The sequence below is a fragment of the Variovorax sp. P4_B11 genome, assembly GCF_056402355.1.
Genome location: NZ_JBFUHO010000018.1, coordinates 1 through 16,159 on the forward strand (window position 1 = coordinate 1; position 16,159 = coordinate 16,159).

Annotated in this window: 16 protein-coding genes; 4 read left to right on the plus strand and 12 right to left on the minus strand. The window is 61.6% G+C overall.

Going from position 1 to position 16,159, the window contains the following annotated elements; genetic code table 11:
* Window positions 1–231: glutathione S-transferase N-terminal domain-containing protein (locus tag AC1DYD_RS17410; RefSeq protein WP_478174002.1), on the minus strand; the 231-nt coding region annotated here is incomplete at its 3' end.
* Window positions 232–573: 342 nt separating this feature from the next.
* Here AC1DYD_RS17410 and AC1DYD_RS17415 point away from each other — a divergent pair.
* Together AC1DYD_RS17415 and AC1DYD_RS17420 are read left to right on the plus strand one after the other, a co-directional pair.
* Window positions 574–1,968 (plus strand): M20 family metallopeptidase, encoded by a 1,395-nt coding sequence (locus AC1DYD_RS17415; protein ID WP_478174003.1) that lies wholly within the window; start codon window positions 574–576, stop codon window positions 1,966–1,968.
* A 47-nt stretch (window positions 1,969–2,015) separates the two neighbouring features.
* A complete protein-coding gene (locus AC1DYD_RS17420) occupies window positions 2,016–3,398 on the plus strand; it encodes a GlxA family transcriptional regulator (protein ID WP_478174004.1) in 1,383 nt (460 codons plus the stop codon).
* A gap of 206 nt (window positions 3,399–3,604) precedes the next feature.
* Here AC1DYD_RS17420 and AC1DYD_RS17425 read toward each other — a convergent pair whose 3' ends face one another.
* From AC1DYD_RS17425 to AC1DYD_RS17435, 3 genes are all read right to left on the minus strand, one after another.
* A complete protein-coding gene (locus AC1DYD_RS17425; protein WP_478174005.1) occupies window positions 3,605–3,946 on the minus strand; it encodes a RidA family protein in 342 nt (113 codons plus the stop codon).
* A 112-nt stretch (window positions 3,947–4,058) separates the two neighbouring features.
* A complete protein-coding gene (locus AC1DYD_RS17430) occupies window positions 4,059–4,877 on the minus strand; it encodes an alpha/beta fold hydrolase (RefSeq protein ID WP_478174006.1) in 819 nt (272 codons plus the stop codon).
* 20 nt (window positions 4,878–4,897) lie between these two features.
* A complete protein-coding gene (locus AC1DYD_RS17435; protein WP_478174007.1) occupies window positions 4,898–5,518 on the minus strand; it encodes a glutathione S-transferase in 621 nt (206 codons plus the stop codon).
* A 394-nt stretch (window positions 5,519–5,912) separates the two neighbouring features.
* Between AC1DYD_RS17435 and AC1DYD_RS17440 the strand changes: the two genes are divergently transcribed.
* Together AC1DYD_RS17440 and pcaD are read left to right on the plus strand one after the other, a co-directional pair.
* A complete protein-coding gene (locus AC1DYD_RS17440; RefSeq protein ID WP_478174008.1) occupies window positions 5,913–6,884 on the plus strand; it encodes a Bug family tripartite tricarboxylate transporter substrate binding protein in 972 nt (323 codons plus the stop codon).
* Between the two features lie 22 nt (window positions 6,885–6,906).
* Window positions 6,907–7,674, plus strand: coding sequence for a 3-oxoadipate enol-lactonase (gene pcaD / locus AC1DYD_RS17445; protein ID WP_478174108.1), 768 nt, complete (start codon window positions 6,907–6,909; stop codon window positions 7,672–7,674).
* A 214-nt stretch (window positions 7,675–7,888) separates the two neighbouring features.
* On the opposite strand, the gene AC1DYD_RS17450 is transcribed toward pcaD, so the two are convergent.
* From AC1DYD_RS17450 to AC1DYD_RS17485, 8 genes are all read right to left on the minus strand, one after another.
* Window positions 7,889–9,067, minus strand: coding sequence for a PLP-dependent transferase (locus AC1DYD_RS17450; RefSeq protein ID WP_478174009.1), 1,179 nt, complete (start codon window positions 9,065–9,067; stop codon window positions 7,889–7,891).
* A gap of 281 nt (window positions 9,068–9,348) precedes the next feature.
* On the minus strand, window positions 9,349–10,062 hold the full coding sequence (locus tag AC1DYD_RS17455; protein WP_478174010.1) for an IclR family transcriptional regulator: 714 nt from the start codon (window positions 10,060–10,062) through the stop codon (window positions 9,349–9,351).
* Window positions 10,063–10,135: 73 nt separating this feature from the next.
* Window positions 10,136–10,852 carry an ABC transporter ATP-binding protein gene (locus AC1DYD_RS17460; protein ID WP_478174011.1) on the minus strand — a complete coding sequence of 239 codons (717 nt, stop codon included), beginning with the start codon at window positions 10,850–10,852 and terminating at the stop codon, window positions 10,136–10,138.
* Window positions 10,849–11,607: an ABC transporter ATP-binding protein gene (locus AC1DYD_RS17465; protein WP_478174012.1), complete on the minus strand. Its 759-nt coding sequence runs from the start codon at window positions 11,605–11,607 to the stop codon at window positions 10,849–10,851. The genes AC1DYD_RS17460 and AC1DYD_RS17465 overlap by 4 nt, the downstream gene beginning before the upstream one ends.
* On the minus strand, window positions 11,604–12,509 hold the full coding sequence (locus AC1DYD_RS17470; RefSeq protein ID WP_478174013.1) for a branched-chain amino acid ABC transporter permease: 906 nt from the start codon (window positions 12,507–12,509) through the stop codon (window positions 11,604–11,606). Before AC1DYD_RS17470 ends, AC1DYD_RS17465 begins: the two co-directional genes overlap by 4 nt.
* 49 nt (window positions 12,510–12,558) lie before the next feature.
* Window positions 12,559–13,416, minus strand: coding sequence for a branched-chain amino acid ABC transporter permease (locus tag AC1DYD_RS17475; protein ID WP_478174014.1), 858 nt, complete (start codon window positions 13,414–13,416; stop codon window positions 12,559–12,561).
* A gap of 7 nt (window positions 13,417–13,423) precedes the next feature.
* Entirely contained in the window at window positions 13,424–14,623 is a 1,200-nt protein-coding gene (locus AC1DYD_RS17480) for an ABC transporter substrate-binding protein (protein WP_478174015.1), read from the minus strand.
* A gap of 51 nt (window positions 14,624–14,674) precedes the next feature.
* The gene (locus AC1DYD_RS17485) at window positions 14,675–16,138 is read right to left on the minus strand and encodes an FAD-dependent oxidoreductase (RefSeq protein WP_478174016.1); all 1,464 of its coding nucleotides are present in this window, start codon (window positions 16,136–16,138) and stop codon (window positions 14,675–14,677) included.
* Window positions 16,139–16,159: the final 21 nt, after the last annotated feature.

Sequence of the window (16,159 nt, forward strand, 5' to 3'; positions counted from 1 at the left end):
GTCGTAGAGTGCGGACCCGTCATCCAGGACGAGCGTCGGGAGTTGCCCAAGGGGGTTATATGGCAACAGAGCCAAGTCGGGCTTGTTCGGTGCGACGCGAGTCGGGATCGTCTCCAACCTGTCGCGCAGCCCCAGCTCGTGGGCGCTTACGATGACTTTCCTGACGAATGGAGATGTCGATGACCAATATAGTTTCATTGAGAATAATCCTTGGCTATTAATCAGGAACATCGACCCATGCTCGCCTGCGGGGCAACATAGCTCGCTGCCATCACTCCAAACCGCAGGTTGCCGGGCCGACCAATAGCCGATAGTTTCGCCCGAGCGTGATGGCCTCGATAGGACTGCCAAGCCGCGACAACATGAAGGCTCCGCCGCCGTATCCGACGATGTCGCAATCGTCCAAATTCAGGCGCGCATTCGTCCTATTGCGCCAGATTGGGAGCCGATATCGTTGGTCGGTTCACATCGGAGTATCTTCATGCGTTTCCTGCCAAAGTGCACCTTCTCCGCGGTCGGGGGTGTACCCCCCAACAAGGCCGGCCTCCCTCGGGAAGCCCTGCAGGAGACCGCATGACGCGCGAAGCGGCACTGGCCCAGGCTGCCGGCCACTTCGATAGCGGCGATTTCGTGCGCGACCTGTCGCGCCGTGTCGCCTTCCGCACCGCCAGCCAGGAGCCAGATTCCGGGCCGGCCCTGGCCTCCTACCTGCACGACGAGATCGGCCCGTCATTGGCCAGCCTGGGCTTTAGCTTCGGCATCCACCCCAATCCCGAGCCCGCCTACGGGCCGCTCCTGGTGGCCAGCCGCCATGAAGGCGATGACCTGCCCACAGTACTGATGTACGGCCACGGCGACGTCATCCGTGGCCAGGAAAAGAGTTGGACTTGCGGCCAGGGACCGTGGACGCTGGCGGTAGATGGTGAGCGCCTGTACGGCCGGGGCACGGCCGACAATAAGGGCCAGCACAGCATCAACATCGCCGCGCTGGCCACCGTGCTGGCGCTGCGCGGCCAGTTGGGCTTCAACGTCAAGTGGCTGCTGGAAACCGGCGAAGAAACCGGCTCGCCAGGCTTGGCCGCGTTCTGCGCTGCGCACCAGGAACTGCTGGCCGCTGATGTGCTGATCGCCAGCGACGGCCCGCGCGTGGGCCGCGACCAGCCCACCGTCTTCCTGGGCTCGCGCGGTGTGGCGAACTTCAGCCTGACACTCAACCTGCGCGGCGGCGGTGGGCACCACAGCGGCAATTGGGGCGGCCTGCTGCGCAACCCCGGCACGGTGCTGGCCAATGCCATTGCGAGCATGGTGGACGCCCACGGGGTGATCCGTGTCCAGGGCTTGCGCCCGCCGCCCATCCCGAACAACGTGCGCACGGCGCTGCAGGGCCTAAAGTTTGGTGGTGACGCCGGGGACCCCGAAGTCGACCCCGGATGGGGCGAACCCGGACTGACTCCGGCCGAACGGGTGATCGCTTGGAACACACTGGAAGTGCTGGCCTACAAAACCGGCAACCCGGACTTCCCGGTCAACGCCATCCCGCCGGCAGCACAAGCCTTCATGCACATGCGCTTTGTCGTCGGCACCGACGTGAGCCGCCTGCGTGACGTGGTGCAGCAGCACCTGTCGGCGCACGGCTTCGAAGGCATCGAAGTCAGCGAACCCGAGGTCATGCACGCCACCCGGCTGGACCCGGACAACGCCTGGGTGCGCTTCACGCTGGGCAGCATCGAGCAGAGCACCGGCAAGAAGCCCGTGCTACTGCCCAATCTGGGCGGCAGCCTGCCCAATGATGTGTTTGCCGACATCCTGGGCCTGCCCACCGTGTGGGTGCCGCACAGCTACGCGGCCTGCCAGCAGCACGCACCCGACGAGCACATGCTGGCACCGGTGGCGCGCGAGGCACTGCAGCTGATGACCGGCCTGTTCTGGGACTTGGCGGCGGCCGCGCCAGCGCTCCCGCGACGCTGAGCGCGCCGTTTACCGCAACTCGTCAGCCTGCGGCGAATTCCCACCGGATGAAAGGCACAGCATGGACCCTGTGCCGCGAGGACGTCCTGCAGCGTCTGCCCGCGCACATGATCGGCCATAACGACGATCTCCTGCTGCACTACCGGCACGCGATGGGGTGCTGCCCCCCGACAAGACCGCCACCGCTTACCTTCTATCCAACAAGTGGCATGAGCATCCAATTTGTGCGCGGACATACTCTAACTGCTAGGATGAGCGACCTTGTGGCAGGAGATTCCATCATGATGCCGGCTTTTGGTGTGAAGGCCGAAACCGCCAAGCTGGTGCGGCGGCGGGTGAAGGTCGGCTTCATCCTCCTTCCGGGCTTCACGATGTTTTCGTACTCTGCCCTCGTCTATATCTTGAAGCATTGCACCGACCCGGCAGCCGCGGTCGGAGTCGATTTTGAATATGTCGTTCTAGGGCAAAAGCCAGCTCAAACGACCTGCGGCATCCAGATACCCCCGACCGCGCCCCTGCAAGCTGCTCGTGATTGCAATTACGTTTTCGTGATAGGCGGGAAGACAGCGGCTCCTGTTGAAGACCGCAGATCGATTCTGGAAGCACTGACGAACGCCGATTTGAATAGCGCGACTCTGATCGGAACAGGATCGGGGCTGTTCGTGTTGATCGACGCCGGATTTTTCGATAGATTGCCCTGCGCGACAGATTGGTATCGTGGCGCTGATCGAGATATCCGCTTTGCGGAGGTGCAGCAAGTCTCAGGCGTTAACTTGATGGTGAGTGGCAGGCGAGTCAGCTGTGCGGGAGGCCTTGCTGCGCTGGAACTCGGATCATGGCTATTGGAACGTCATTATTCCGCTATCGGGGCCGATATTCCCGCGCCGCAAGAGCTTTCGACCTCGCCCACTGAAACTGAGAAAAACTTCGAGACAAGAGAAAATCCACTCGATGCGAGAGTACTTCGGGCGCTCAAGATTATCGAAAGAAATCTTGGACAGGAACCAATGAAGGTTGAGTCTCTCGCATCTTCTTTGGGGATTTCCAAGCGGCAGATCGAACGGCTTTTCCAGCAGGAAATGAAGCAACCAATTCAGCAATATTGCCGCCAACTTCGGCTCGCCTATGGATATTGGCTTCTTTTGAATAGCTCCAAATCGATAACTGAAATCGCGACAATCACCGGATTCTCTGATAGCTCTCACTTCAATCGATGTTTCCGAAGTCAATTTGCGACGACCCCATCACAGGCAAGACAATCAAGGGTTAGCGTGGATGACGTCATGTCACCGCAATGGGTTTCTCTCTGCGAAAGAATCGTGAAGAGCGACCAGGATCTTGACTTGTCGCGATCGCGAAAGTCAGTTTACGCAAACCTGGCTCACTCGGTAGCTGGTTCTTCAAGCAAGATAGATCCGATGGCGGCTTGACCGAGTCAATAATCCACTAGCGACAGACCACCTCCAACGAATGCTCTGCCTCGCTTCAAAAGTCCGGCAGCTCCCAGTCGACTATCGCCGCTGCCAAAGCAAGCTGCTGCGGGATGAAGGGGAGCAGATCATCGATCTCTCCCGATCAAACGATACGTGGTCTCGATCGCCGGCCTTTCAGAGGGCCAGCTTTCCGGTCGGAGCGATCAGATCGCAGCCGTGACGATGAACTCGACCTTGTATTTCGGGGTAGTGAGCTTGGCTTCGCTGGTGGCGCGGGCCGGCGGGTTGGCCGGATCGATCCAGGCTTCCCAGACGGCGTTCATTTCGCCGAAATTGGCGATATCCGAGAGATAGATGATCGTCTGTAGGATCTTCGACTTGTGACTGCCGACGGCAGCGAGCAGGTTGTCGACCTGGGCGAGCGCGCTCTTGCACTGGTCAGTGACGCTCTCGCCTTCGCCGACCCGGCCGGCGAGATAGACGGTGTTGCCGTGAACGACGGCGTTGCTCATGCGGGCGCCCGGTTCGATGCGTTGAATGCTCATGGAATTCTCCTGAAAAATTGAGCTGGAGGAAAAGACTCCGCGTGAAACGCGGAGCTGGGAAGATCTTTAGCCAAAAAGAAGCTGGCTCTTTGAACTACGCGTTCTAGGTATTTCAGGCACGTCGGCCTTCGCCGCGCATGATCGACTGCGCGAACGAGACAAGTACAGCCGCTGCCTCGGAGACCTTCTCCGGAAGAAGCGCGTGGCCGGAGCCATGAATGATCTCCATCGTCGTCAGGTGGCCAACACGATCTCGCAGGAAGTCTTCTTCGGGTACCGGTGCAATCTTGTCGAATTCAGGCGCCACATAGAGCACCGGAAGATTTTTGCCAACTTCGGTCCAACTGCTGTCGGCCGTTGCGTTCGTCGCTGCCARCTGGAATTTGGAGACCTCCGTATGCCACCCGCTCAACCATACGGAAGCATCATGCCCYGGRGCGAAGAAGTCGCGCTCCAAATAAAATAGGCGATCTTCATCCGGCTTGGCATTGTCGGATACGACATTGACGGAAATCAGGAGCTCGGGCGAGATCGTGCTGCCAATRATGGCTGCGAGAAGCGCGACGGACTTGGTCATCGAAGGCCAATGATGGGCGAGAACCCGCGCRACCCAGTTGCCGAAYGCGTGRCCSACSACACACAATGCTTCRGGCTTYCCCGGCGCACAATCAGCTTCGATCGCAGCRACAACRTCGGCGGCAAGATCGATCAAGGTGATGCCATCGGTCGGCCCCCGGCTCKCGCCTATGCCGCGTGGCTGAGGTCGCAAGACACGGAAGCCAGCMGCAGCAATYAACGGAGCAATTTCATCGAAATCAGTAGCTCCTCTCGCTAGYGAGGGGAGCAAGACGATACGGGGGCCCTCACCTTCGACCAGAAGTTCAACCTGGCCTTCAKGCGTCGGGATCAGTTTGCGCTCGRGYTTTGACATTTTGTCTCCTAATTTKCTGGTTACTGAGGATTCGAGCTATCGAAAAATCTGGAAGAAGCCAAAGAGGGCCGTGACTGCATGGATCGGTGCCAGCTAGAGAGTGCCGGGTATTTTTCTCGCCAGCCGAGCCGCGGAAACCGGAAGTCGGCGTATTCAGCAATGATGGCCAGCGTAATTGACGACAACCCGAAAGGCCGTTGCGCGACGCGCTCGGCTGCCGCCTCCAGTCTTGCCCATATCATGCTCGACTTCAAGTTGAACGCATTGATAAGCGCAATCTGCTTGGTGTCCTTCATCGATTCGATGCGCCATTGCACCAGCAGGTCGAGAAAGCCATTGCACAACGCGTGCAGTCGAAGCTCCTCAATTCGCTCTTCCGGCGACAACGGAATGAGCTTGGCACCACCTGCCATGTGATCGAGGTACTCGATGATGACGAGACTGTCGTAGAGTGCGGACCCGTCATCCAGGACGAGCGTCGGGAGTTGCCCAAGGGGGTTATATGGCAACAGAGCCAAGTCGGGCTTGTTCGGTGCGACGCGAGTCGGGATCGTCTCCAACCTGTCGCGCAGCCCCAGCTCGTGGGCRCTTACGATGACTTTCCTGACGAATGGAGATGTCGATGACCAATATAGTTTCATTGAGAATAATCCTTGGCTATTAATCAGGAACATCGACCCATGCTCGCCTGCGGGGCAACATAGCTCGCTGCCATCACTCCAAACCGCAGGTTGCCGGGCCGACCAATAGCCGATAGTTTCGCCCGAGCGTGATGGCCTCGATAGGACTGCCAAGCCGCGACAACATGAAGGCTCCGCCGCTGTATCCGACGATGTCGCAATCGTCCAAATTCAGGCGCGCATTCGTCCTATCGCGCCAGGCTGGGAGCGCGATATCGTTCCGAGCAGTCAGTTCACATGGGGGTATCTTCATGCGCTTCAAAGCAAGGTGCATCATCTCTAGTGCCATATTCGAGGACAAAAAGTCAACCTATCTTCTCGCCTCTGTCATCTGATCCCAATTCACACAATTTGTATGAAAAATCTTTTCAGAATTGCACTGACGCTTGTCATTGCTGCTGCTTCGCACGGCGTCGTGGCCCAGACTTTCCCTACCAAGCCGGTGACCATCGTGGTGCCTTACGCCCCGGGCGGCCCTGTGGACAATCTGTCTCGGGCCTTGGGCAATCAACTGACCAAGGATTGGGGACAACCAGTACTGATTCTCAACAAAACAGGGGCCAATGAGATTATTGGTGCCGATTTCGTCGCCAAGAGCCCGCCCGACGGCTACACCTTGTTTGCGGCAACGGAGGCGGCCCTGACCATGAACCCGCACCTGTACAAAAAATTGCCATATAACGCTGAAAAGGACTTTGCGCCCATCTCTCGGTTGATCACCGTGCCTATGGTATTTTTGGTACCTCAAAACTCGAAGGCCAATACCCTGAAAGAGTTTGTGCAACTGGCGCATAACGCCAAAACACCGATGAGCTATGGTTCTTCCGGCGCTGGCGGCATTGTCCATCTCCCCCTGGCAATGTTTGCGAAACAAGAGAATCTGGAAATGGTCCACATCCCCTACAAAGGCGCAGCACCACTGATCCCCGATATCATTTCGGGTCAGGTCGACTCGGCGATCCTCGGTGTCTCAGTCGTCGAGCAGCACGTCAAATCGGGCAAGCTGAAGGCGCTGGCAATTTCCGGCGACAACCGCAGTGTTGCCTTGCCGGAAGTGCCAACGTTCAAGGAAGCGGGCGTGAAAGACATCAATGGTGCTTTCAACATCGGGTTCGTGGCGCCCGCGGGAACGCCCTCGGCCGTGATCGAAAAAATCGCCAACGACGTTCGCAAGGTTCTGATGGACCCCGAATTCCGCAGGACTCAGATCGACGCCTATTCTTATGTGGCTATCGGCTCCACGCCCGTGGAGTACAAGAACTTTCTGGCACAAGACTTCAAAGTGGAGGCTGAACGGGTGAAAGTATCTGGCGCCACGCTCGACTGATCGCCCTTTGCTCGAACGCGTTATGCCCCGGCTGAATTTTGTGCAACAAGGGCAAGGCCCGCTCGTGGTCCTGAGCCATGCCCTGGGTTGTGATCTGACCATGTGGAACGACGTCGCCATCGCGCTGGAAGACCGCTACACCGTGCTGCGATACGACCACCGGGGCCATGGTCGCAGTCCGGCCAGCGCCGGTACATACACCATCGAGGACCTGGCCGATGACGCGGCCGAGTTGATCCGCAGCCGAGCGGTGGGGCCAGTGCATTTCGTCGGTCTTTCGATGGGCGGCATGACGGCCCAGTCGCTGGGCGCTCGACACCCACAACTGGTACGCAGTCTGGTGATTGCCAACTCGGCCAGCAGCTACGACGATGCCGCACGCGCCATGTGGCAGGCCCGTGTCACCATGGTGCTGGCTCACGGTGTCCGGTCGATTGCCGCAGGTGTCATGCAGCGCTGGTTTACGACGGAATTTCATCAACATGACGAGGCTCACGTGACTGCTTTGCGAGCCGTTCTGGGAACCACTTCCCCTGAGTCCTATGCTGCGGCGTGCGGGGCGGTGTCCAGTATCGACCTCGACAAGAGCAACGGCAGCATCGTGTGCCCCACACTGGTGATCGCCGGTAGTAGCGACGAGGCGACACCACCGGTGATGTCGGAAGGAATTGCCCGGCACATCCCGGGCGCGCAGCTGCGTTTTGTTAGCGCAGCACATTTGAGTGCAGTGGAGCAGCCCTATGCCTTTGCGAGTCTGCTTACCGATTTCTGGGCAGGACTGCCTGCCTGAGCGCAGCCGCAATGGTCCACCGCTACATGAGAAGCCTCTTGGTGCCGACTTCCCTGTACGCCGCGCTGAGCGGGAGGACAGCAACTCAATGCCCCTCGACCTCGAGATCTTTCGACCTCATCGGCTTCGCTGACCCACTCGCGCCACTTGCTCTCCATCGCGCATCACTCGATCATTAGAAGAGAAGGTGCTTGCGGCCTGCGCTTGCTTGTGACTATGCAGCCAATGCCCCAGCCAAGGCCTGGGCCAGATCCTCTCGCAGATCGTCAGCGCTCTCCAGGCCGATCGAAAAGCGCAGCAGATGTCCGGCATAACTCTGCTTGCTGCTGCGGATGCTTCCCATGTCATAGGGCATGACCAGACTCATGGGCCCGCCCCAGGACAGTCCAATCCCGAACAATTGAAGACGATCGCAGAAGGCATCGACTTGTGCGGGAGTACGGGACTCATCGATGAGCACCGAGAAGAGGCCGGCGGCCGCGCTGCAGTGTGTCACCCAGTATTCGTGCCCGCGGCATGATTCCAACGCTGGGTGCAGGACCCGGCGAATTCCCTCTTGCTTGGCCAACCACGAGGCGAGTGCTCGCGCCGTGGCGTCGTGCAGGTTGTAGCGGGCCTTGATGGATGCCAAGCCCCGCAGCACCAGTTCTGCATCGTTGGCACCCACGCCCATGCCCAGGTCCAGATAGGCGATGCGGATCTTGTCATGCAGACTGTCGTCGTTCGTGATGATCGAGCCCATCAAGACATCGGCACCGCCTGAAGGATACTTTGTCAGCGCGTGGACACTGATGTCCACGCCCATCTCGAAGGGGGCGAACGCGATGCCTGCACCCCAGGTGTTGTCGAGCGCGACCAACGCGCCCGCGTTCTTGGCCGTTGCCGCCAAGGTGCGAAGGTCCGGAAATTCCATGGTGATCGACCCTGGCGCCTCGACCCAGACGAGCCTGCTGCGAACGCTCAGCTTGGCCTGGAGGTCAGCGACGTCCATGGGGTCGTAGCACTGATGCGTGATGCCCAGCTGCGAGAGCGTCATTCGCGCATGGCGCAGCGAGGGTCCATAGACGTTGGTGGGCAGGAGCACCTCGTCACCGCTCGACAGCAAGCCGAGGTTGACCGCGGCAATGGCTGCCTGCCCGCTCGGGCAGAGCAGGCAATGTCGACCGCCTTCGAGCGTACACAGACGCTGTTCCAGGGTATACGTCGTAGGCGTGCCATAGAGCCCGTAACTGTACCCGTCACGGTGACCGAATGCCTTGGCACGTTCGCGCACCGTTGCCGCGCTCGAAAACAAGACTGTAGACCCCTTGAATACGCCCGGAGGAACCGCGTGGTAGCCGGCAGGCGGGATGTAGTCGTGGTGGATCAGTTTGGTGCTGATGTCTTGAGGCATGGGGAGAAGTCTTCCGCAGATCAGGTGCTTCAATGTATCGGAACACAAGGCAGCCACCCATGCCCCACCTCGGCAAAAACGCACACAGGATTGCGCCTATGCACGCTCAATTTCCCAGGTTCACATTGTGTATGTCCCCGAGATCGGCCTGCTGCCATGGTTCGACAGCGAGCGTGTGGGCTGAGCAGGCCCCTCACATTGGACAACCTGTTTGAAACTCGACGGGGCCATTTCACTTGTACTCTCAGAGACCCCACGGGTAGACGCGCAGCGCTACGCCGCTACGAGACGGCATCGAACCACTTGGCGTCGCCACCGAAAAGGTCGGTCAGCTTCCGCGCACCAGCGAAAAGCGCCTGAAGCATCGGCACCTGATCAACGTTCTCGAAGCGATAGCGCGGTCCGGAGATCGTCAGCGCACCTACCAACTGCCGATTCACGCTCAGCACCGGCACCGACAAGGCCGCGATCTCCGCGTCGTACTCGCCGAACGAAGCACAACACATTTCGGCGCGGACGCGGTCATATTTCTTTCCGGTCTTTTTCTCACCGAAAGCCAGAAGCACCTGCGGGGCGGCGCCCTTGTCGATTGGCAAGCGGTCCCCTTCGCGGATGGCATCCCGGATCATGCGGGCCGAGTCGACCCGATGGAGACACACCGCGTGCTCACCGTCCCGGATATAGAACGATGCGCACTCGTAGGTGGCCTCGACCACTTCGCGCAGTACCTCGGGCACATGTTCCGAGGTGCGACACTGCCGCTGGTAGATCGCGCCGAGCCGCAGTGGCGCGGCACCCAACTGAAAAGAGCCGTCGGCCAGGCGCTTCAGATAGCCCATGCGCTGCAGCGACTCGGCCAACCGCAGGATCGTGCTCTTGTAGAGCCCCGTACGGCGCGCAAGATCGGCGAGCGTCAACGCATAGTCCAACTCGTTGAAGGCGTCGAGCAGGCTCAACGCTCGTTCCACCGCGCTCACCCCGGAATCATCAGCCATCGAATGCCACCCAGAAGAAGATCGACCGAGTTTAGCGCGACCCTCCCGGACACCACGCGCGCCTTGAACACTCTCAATGCGCGTCGACGTCCAGGCCCAGGAACCGTTCGAGCACCGAGGCATCGGCATCGAGATCTCCGGTGCGGCCTTCGTAGACAACAACGCCTTCCTCGAGAATGTAGTGCCGCCGGGCAAGCGCGCGGCAGACTGCAAAGCTCTGCTCCACAAGCACGATCGAGATGCCCGATGCGCCAACGCCGCGAATCAGTTCCGTGAGCTCGTCCACGATCACGGGCGCGAGGCCTTCCGTCGGTTCGTCGAGCAACAGCAGCCTGGGGCCCTGCACCAGCGCCCGCGCGATGGCGAGCATCTGCTGCTCGCCGCCGGAGAGCGCACCCCCTAGGTTGCGGCGACGCTCGCGCAGACGCGGAAACTCGTCGTAGACGCGCTCCAACGTCCATGCCGCGTGCTTTCTCTGTGCGATCTGCAGGTTCTCCTGCACCGACAGCAAGGTGAAGATGCCACGGTGTGCGGGCACCAGCGAGATGCCGCGGCGCACGATGTCGTCGACCGCCATGCCGACGAGGTCGACGCCTTCGAAGCGCACCGAGCCGGCATGCGCACGCAGCAGCCCGACGATCGTGCGCATCGTCGTCGTCTTGCCCATGCCGTTGCGCCCGAGCACGCTCACGATCTCGCCCGCATTCACCTGCATCGACACGCCATGCAGCACGTGGCTCTTGCCGTAGGAAGCATTCACATCCTCCAGCACAAGGATGGCTTCGCTCATGGCTGGCTCCCCAGATAGACCCGGCGCACCTGAGCGTCCTCGCGGATTGCCGCCGGGGCACCTTCAGCGATGACGTTGCCCTGGAACATGACGGTGATGCGATCGCTGATCCCCATGACCACGCGCATGTTGTGCTCGACCAGCAACACCGAATAGCGGGCCTTGAGTCGCTGCAGGAGTTCGGAAATGCGTGGCACGTCCGCAAGGCCGAGTCCGGCCAACGGCTCGTCCAGCAACAGCAGGCGCGGTCGAGCGGCAAGGCACATGCCGATCTCCACCACGCGCTGCACGCCGTGCGCGAGTGCGGCGACCGGTGTCGCAGCATGGCGCGTCAGTTCCAGCTCGCGCAGCACATCCATGGCAACGTCGAGCCTTTGCGTCTCGCGCGTCCAGTTTCTCCAGAACCTGAAAGACCTCGACGGCTCGACGCCCATCGCCGCCATCTGCAGGTTGTGCAGCACGCTGCTTTCACCGAACAGGCTCGTCACCTGGAAACTCCGCGCCATGCCGAGCCGGGCTCGCCGATGCGCTCCGGAGCGCGTGATGTCCCGCCCCTCGAAGATCAAGCTGCCGCGGCTGGCCGGCAGACGGCCGCTCACGATGTTGAAGAACGAGGTCTTGCCCGCGCCGTTCGGGCCAATCAGCGAGTGCAGGCCGGTCGTGCCCAGCTCAAGGTCGATCTTTCCGACCGCCGTGAAGCGGCCATAGTCGAGCCCAAGCCCGCGTGCGCTGAGGAAGGGGTTGCCCGCGGTCATGCGTGATCTCCCGCGCGCGCGCTTCGTCGAGCCCGCCAATTCACCCCGACACCGCCGAGCACGCGTGGCGCGAACAGCACCACGGCAATCAGCACAAAGCCGACGATCATCTGCCAGCGCGGCCACCACTGAGACAGCTGCTCGGCCATCAAGGTCATGGCGAGCGCGCCGAAGGCCGCGCCAAGAAGCGACCGGCGTCCGCCGAGGATCGCCATGATGAGGATAGTCTCGGACGTCATGAGGTCAATGTTGGAAAGCGGGGCCGAGCGCAGCTGCAGAGCATAGAGCGCGCCCGCCAGCGCGGTGATGCCCCCGGAAAGGCAGAAAGCCAGCAGCTTGAGCTTCTGAACGTCGTAGCCGGCGGTCTGCGCGCGCACCTCGTTCTCGCGCACCGCATCGAGTGCGCGGCCGAATGGCGAGCGCACCACGAGGCGCAAGAACGCAATTGCAAGCACGAAAACCACAGAGATCAACGCATATTGGCCAGCGCCTTCGCCGACGATGTCCTCGAGGCCCGTGGCGGGGCGCGGAATGTCTAGCAATCCGTTCTCGCCGCCGGTGAGCTGGGGGAACGACAGCGCGGCAAAGTATGCGAGCTGCGCCATCGCAAGCGTGATCATCACGAAATAGATGCCGCGCTGGCGAATGCTCAGCATGCCGATCGCCAGGGCCACGATCATGCCGGCCACGATGCACACGAGCAGCGCCGCCATGCCCGCGCCCGGTGCCGCCTTCAGCACCATGCCGATGGCATAGGAGCCCACGCCGAAGAAGCTGCCCTGCGCGAAGCTCAACAGGCCAGCGTAGCCCAGCAACAGGTTGCAGGCGGCCGCCGCAATCGCGAACACCAGCACCACGCCGGCCGTGGCCGTCGAGCCCATCACCAGCGGCACGGTCAGCACAAAGGCAGCCAGCGCCAGGCAGAACAGGCCGGAAGATTGTTTGATCTTTTCAAGCACGGCCGAACAACCCTTTGGGCATGACGAGAAGGATGGCCGCCATGACGATAAAGATGGCCAGGCGTGCGCCCTCGGGCCAGATCGCGCTCATCATGCTTTGCGTGACGCCGATGATCAGTCCGCCCACCAAGGGCCCGCTGAAGCTGCCGATGCCGCCGAGGACAACGACGACGAAAGCGATCACGATCGCCTCCGCACCCATCGAGGGATCGGCGCCGCGCAGCGGTGCGGCGAGGCCTCCCGCCAGTCCGGCCAACCCTGTTCCCAATGCGAAGGTCAAGGCATAGACCCTGCTGACCCTGATTCCGAGCAGGTTGAGCATCTCGGACGATTCGTTGCCCGCGCGAACCCGAGCACCGAACAGCGTGCGCTCGAAGAGAAACCACAGCCCCAGCCCAACCACTGCGCAGACCCCGAAGATGAAGATGCGGTAGACCGGGACCGGGTAGGCACCGAGCATGAACACGCCGGCGAGCATGTCGGGCATGGGCACCTGCTGCGACTCGGGCCCGAAGATCATCACCACGCCTTCGGTCAGGATGAATGTCAGGCCGACCGTGATGAGGATCTGTGACTCGTGCGGCATGCGATAGGTGCGCCGCAGGAGCCAGCGCTCCGCCACCACTCCCATGACGGCCACAGCCGCGAACGACGCCGCAAGGCCGAGCATGAAGCTGCCGGTCTGGGCGGTGACGAACATCGCGGTGTACGCCCCGATCAGGAACAGTGCACCATGCGCAAAGTTCACGAAGCCGAGCAGCCCGAAGATGATGCTCAGGCCCACGGACAGCAGGAAGTAGACCATGCCGACTCCGAGCCCATTGAGCGCCTGGAACAGGTAGATGTTCATGGCCCGCTCACACCAGCTTGCAATCGGACTCGGCCTGGGGAACCAGCGCGCGCGATGCGGACAGGATGTCGGCGTAGTCGTCCGCGTCTTTCATCGCCGCTTTCTTCTTGCCCCGCACCAGCAGGTAGTTCTTGGACACCTGGTGATCGAAGGGGCGGATCTGCTCGTCGCCGGTGAGGCCCTGGTAGCTGTGGCCTTCCAGCGCCTTCACGATCGCGGCGGGCTCGTCGCTGCCGGCGCGCTTGGCGGCGTCGAACATCAGCGTGGCAACCTGGTAGTCGGCGGCCGAGTAGAAACGCGGATTCTCCTTGAACTCACCCTTGTAGACCCGCACGAAATCCCTGTTCGCGGGGGTGTCCAGCGTATGCCAGTACTGCAACCCGAAGTACATGCCGTCGGTCACGTCCGCGCCGAGAGCCTGGAAGGTGTCGAGTCCCGAAAACCACACGACCACCACCGCCATGCGCTGCTTGAGGCCGAAGGTCGCGGCCTGGCGCAGCAGGTCGAGCGTGTTGGCGCCGAAGTTCAATACCACCAGCACGTCGGCGCCGGACCCCATGGCGTTACCGAGGTAGCCCGAGAACTCCTTTTCGGCCAGCGAGTGGTAGCTGTTGCCCACGTGTTCCAGCTTCGTTTCCTGCATCACCGCCTTCGCGTTGCGCAGCAGCGCCTCGCCGAACACGTATTGGCCGGTGATGGTGTAGACCTTCTTCCACTTGGGGTTCTGCTGTATCAGGGGCCGCATCACCGTGTTGACCGCGCCGTAGGTCGGCAGACCCCAGCGGAAAGTGGAGCGATTGCAGTCCTTGCCGGTGACTTCGTCGGCACCGACATAGGTGATGTAGACGCCCCTGTTCTTGTCGATCTCCTTCATGATGGCGAGGGCCTCGTTCGACAGCGCGGCGCTGCCGAAGTGGCGCGCCTTGTCCTGGTCGATGGCCTGCTGCACCTTGCGCACCGCGATGGCGGGGTTCCCTTCGCTGTCGATCTTGCGGTAATCGATGGGCCGGCCCAACCCGTTGCCGAAGGCTGTGACAGCCGCGCGCACGCCAAGATCGCTGTACTTGCCGCTGGTTGCGAAGTTGCCTGAGAAGGCGTTGACGCTGTAGTAGCTGAAAGGCCTGGCCTGTGCGATGGCGAAGCGCGGCAGCATCAAAGAGCCGGTCGCGGCGCTGCCCGCGACGGTGAGAAAGGAACGACGGTCCATGTTTTGTCTCCGTTGGTTTTTTGCAAGTGGGTGCGCGCGCCGTTGCGCAGCTCAGGCCGGCTGCGCGGCCGCGGCATGCTGGCCCGCGCGGCGGCCGAAGACCAGGCCTCGCAGCACCGAGGTCGAGCCTGTGTAGACCTGGTGATAGATGCCCATGGTTTCGCCTGCGGCATACAGCCCCGCGATGACCCGGCCGTCCTGGTCGAGCACCTGCGCGTCGCTGTTGACCTTGAGGCCACCGAAGGTGAAGCAGTTGGTGGAAATGATCGGGTAGGCCTGGAACGGACCTTTGTCGATCGGCCGCGACCAGTGGCTCTTGCGCACCGCCAGACCGGTGGTGCCGCGGTGGTCGACGTGCAGGGGATCGAAGTCGCCCTGGTCTTTCGGACAGGCCGCATTGAACTCGTGCACGGTGCGCTCGAGGCTGTCCGCGGGCACGCCGATCTGGGCGGCCAATGCCTCCAGCGTGGGCGCGCTGATGGACGGCTGATCGGAGCGGATGCTGGTTCGCCAGCGCGGGATGTCCTCGACCTTCGCGTCGAAGATCACGTAGCTGATGCCGTCGGGCTGATCGGCAATGCAGCGTGAGATGTTGTCGTAGTGGGCATCCACCGTGCCAGGGGCCTCGTCGGTGAAACGGTGTCCGTGCTTGTCGACCAGGATGCCGTAGGGATAGATGAAGACCACCGCTTCGGCCATCTTCGAGCGTGGGTCCACCGGCTCCGCATGGTACGAACCGTACTCGCCGGCGGGCGCCGCGCCGGCATCCAGCGCCATTTGAATGCCTTCGCCCTTGTTGTAGTAGCCCCCGAGGGCCACAGGGCGGATGTGCTTGCTGCGAAGTCCTACGTAGCGGGTCATCATCTCGGGGTTGCCCTGGAAGCCGCCGCTGGCGAGCAGCACCCTCTTGGCGCGCAGCACCTCGCGCACGCCGTCGGGACGGATCGCGACGACGCCATTCACTGCGCCCTCCTCCCCGCGCACCAGGTCGATCGCAGTGGTCCGATATCGAATCTCGCCACCCAGCGCGAGTGCCTTCGCGCGCAGGGTTTCTATCAGTGCCAATCCTCCGCCCATTGCAGCGATGCGCGTGGTGTTCTGAGTCAACAGATAGATTGGCTGGGGTCCGAACTTCATTCCCAGTTCCTTCAGCCACGCCAGCGTCGATGGCACCGACTGTGCGAAGATCGAGATCACTTCCGGATCGGGCAGCGAATGCGCTTTCGCGAATGCCGGCTGAAGCGCCGCGTCGTCCATCAATGCGTTGAGCACGTTGGGATCGATGTTCCAGCCAGCGTTGTGAGCGAAATGCCCTTCGAAGTCGTCCGAGACTTCCCAGTCGTTCTTCATGCGCATGTAGGCTTCGGTCCAGCGCGAGTTGCCGCCGAAGTGCTCTTCCTCCGAGCGCTCGAGGTTGACGACCTTGAGGCCCGCTTCCAGGGCAGTGACCGCGGCCGAGAGGCCCGCTACGCCGCAGCCGACGATCAGCAGGTCGGTTTCCATCTTTGAATTCATGTTGTCTCCGGGGGTGGCGCG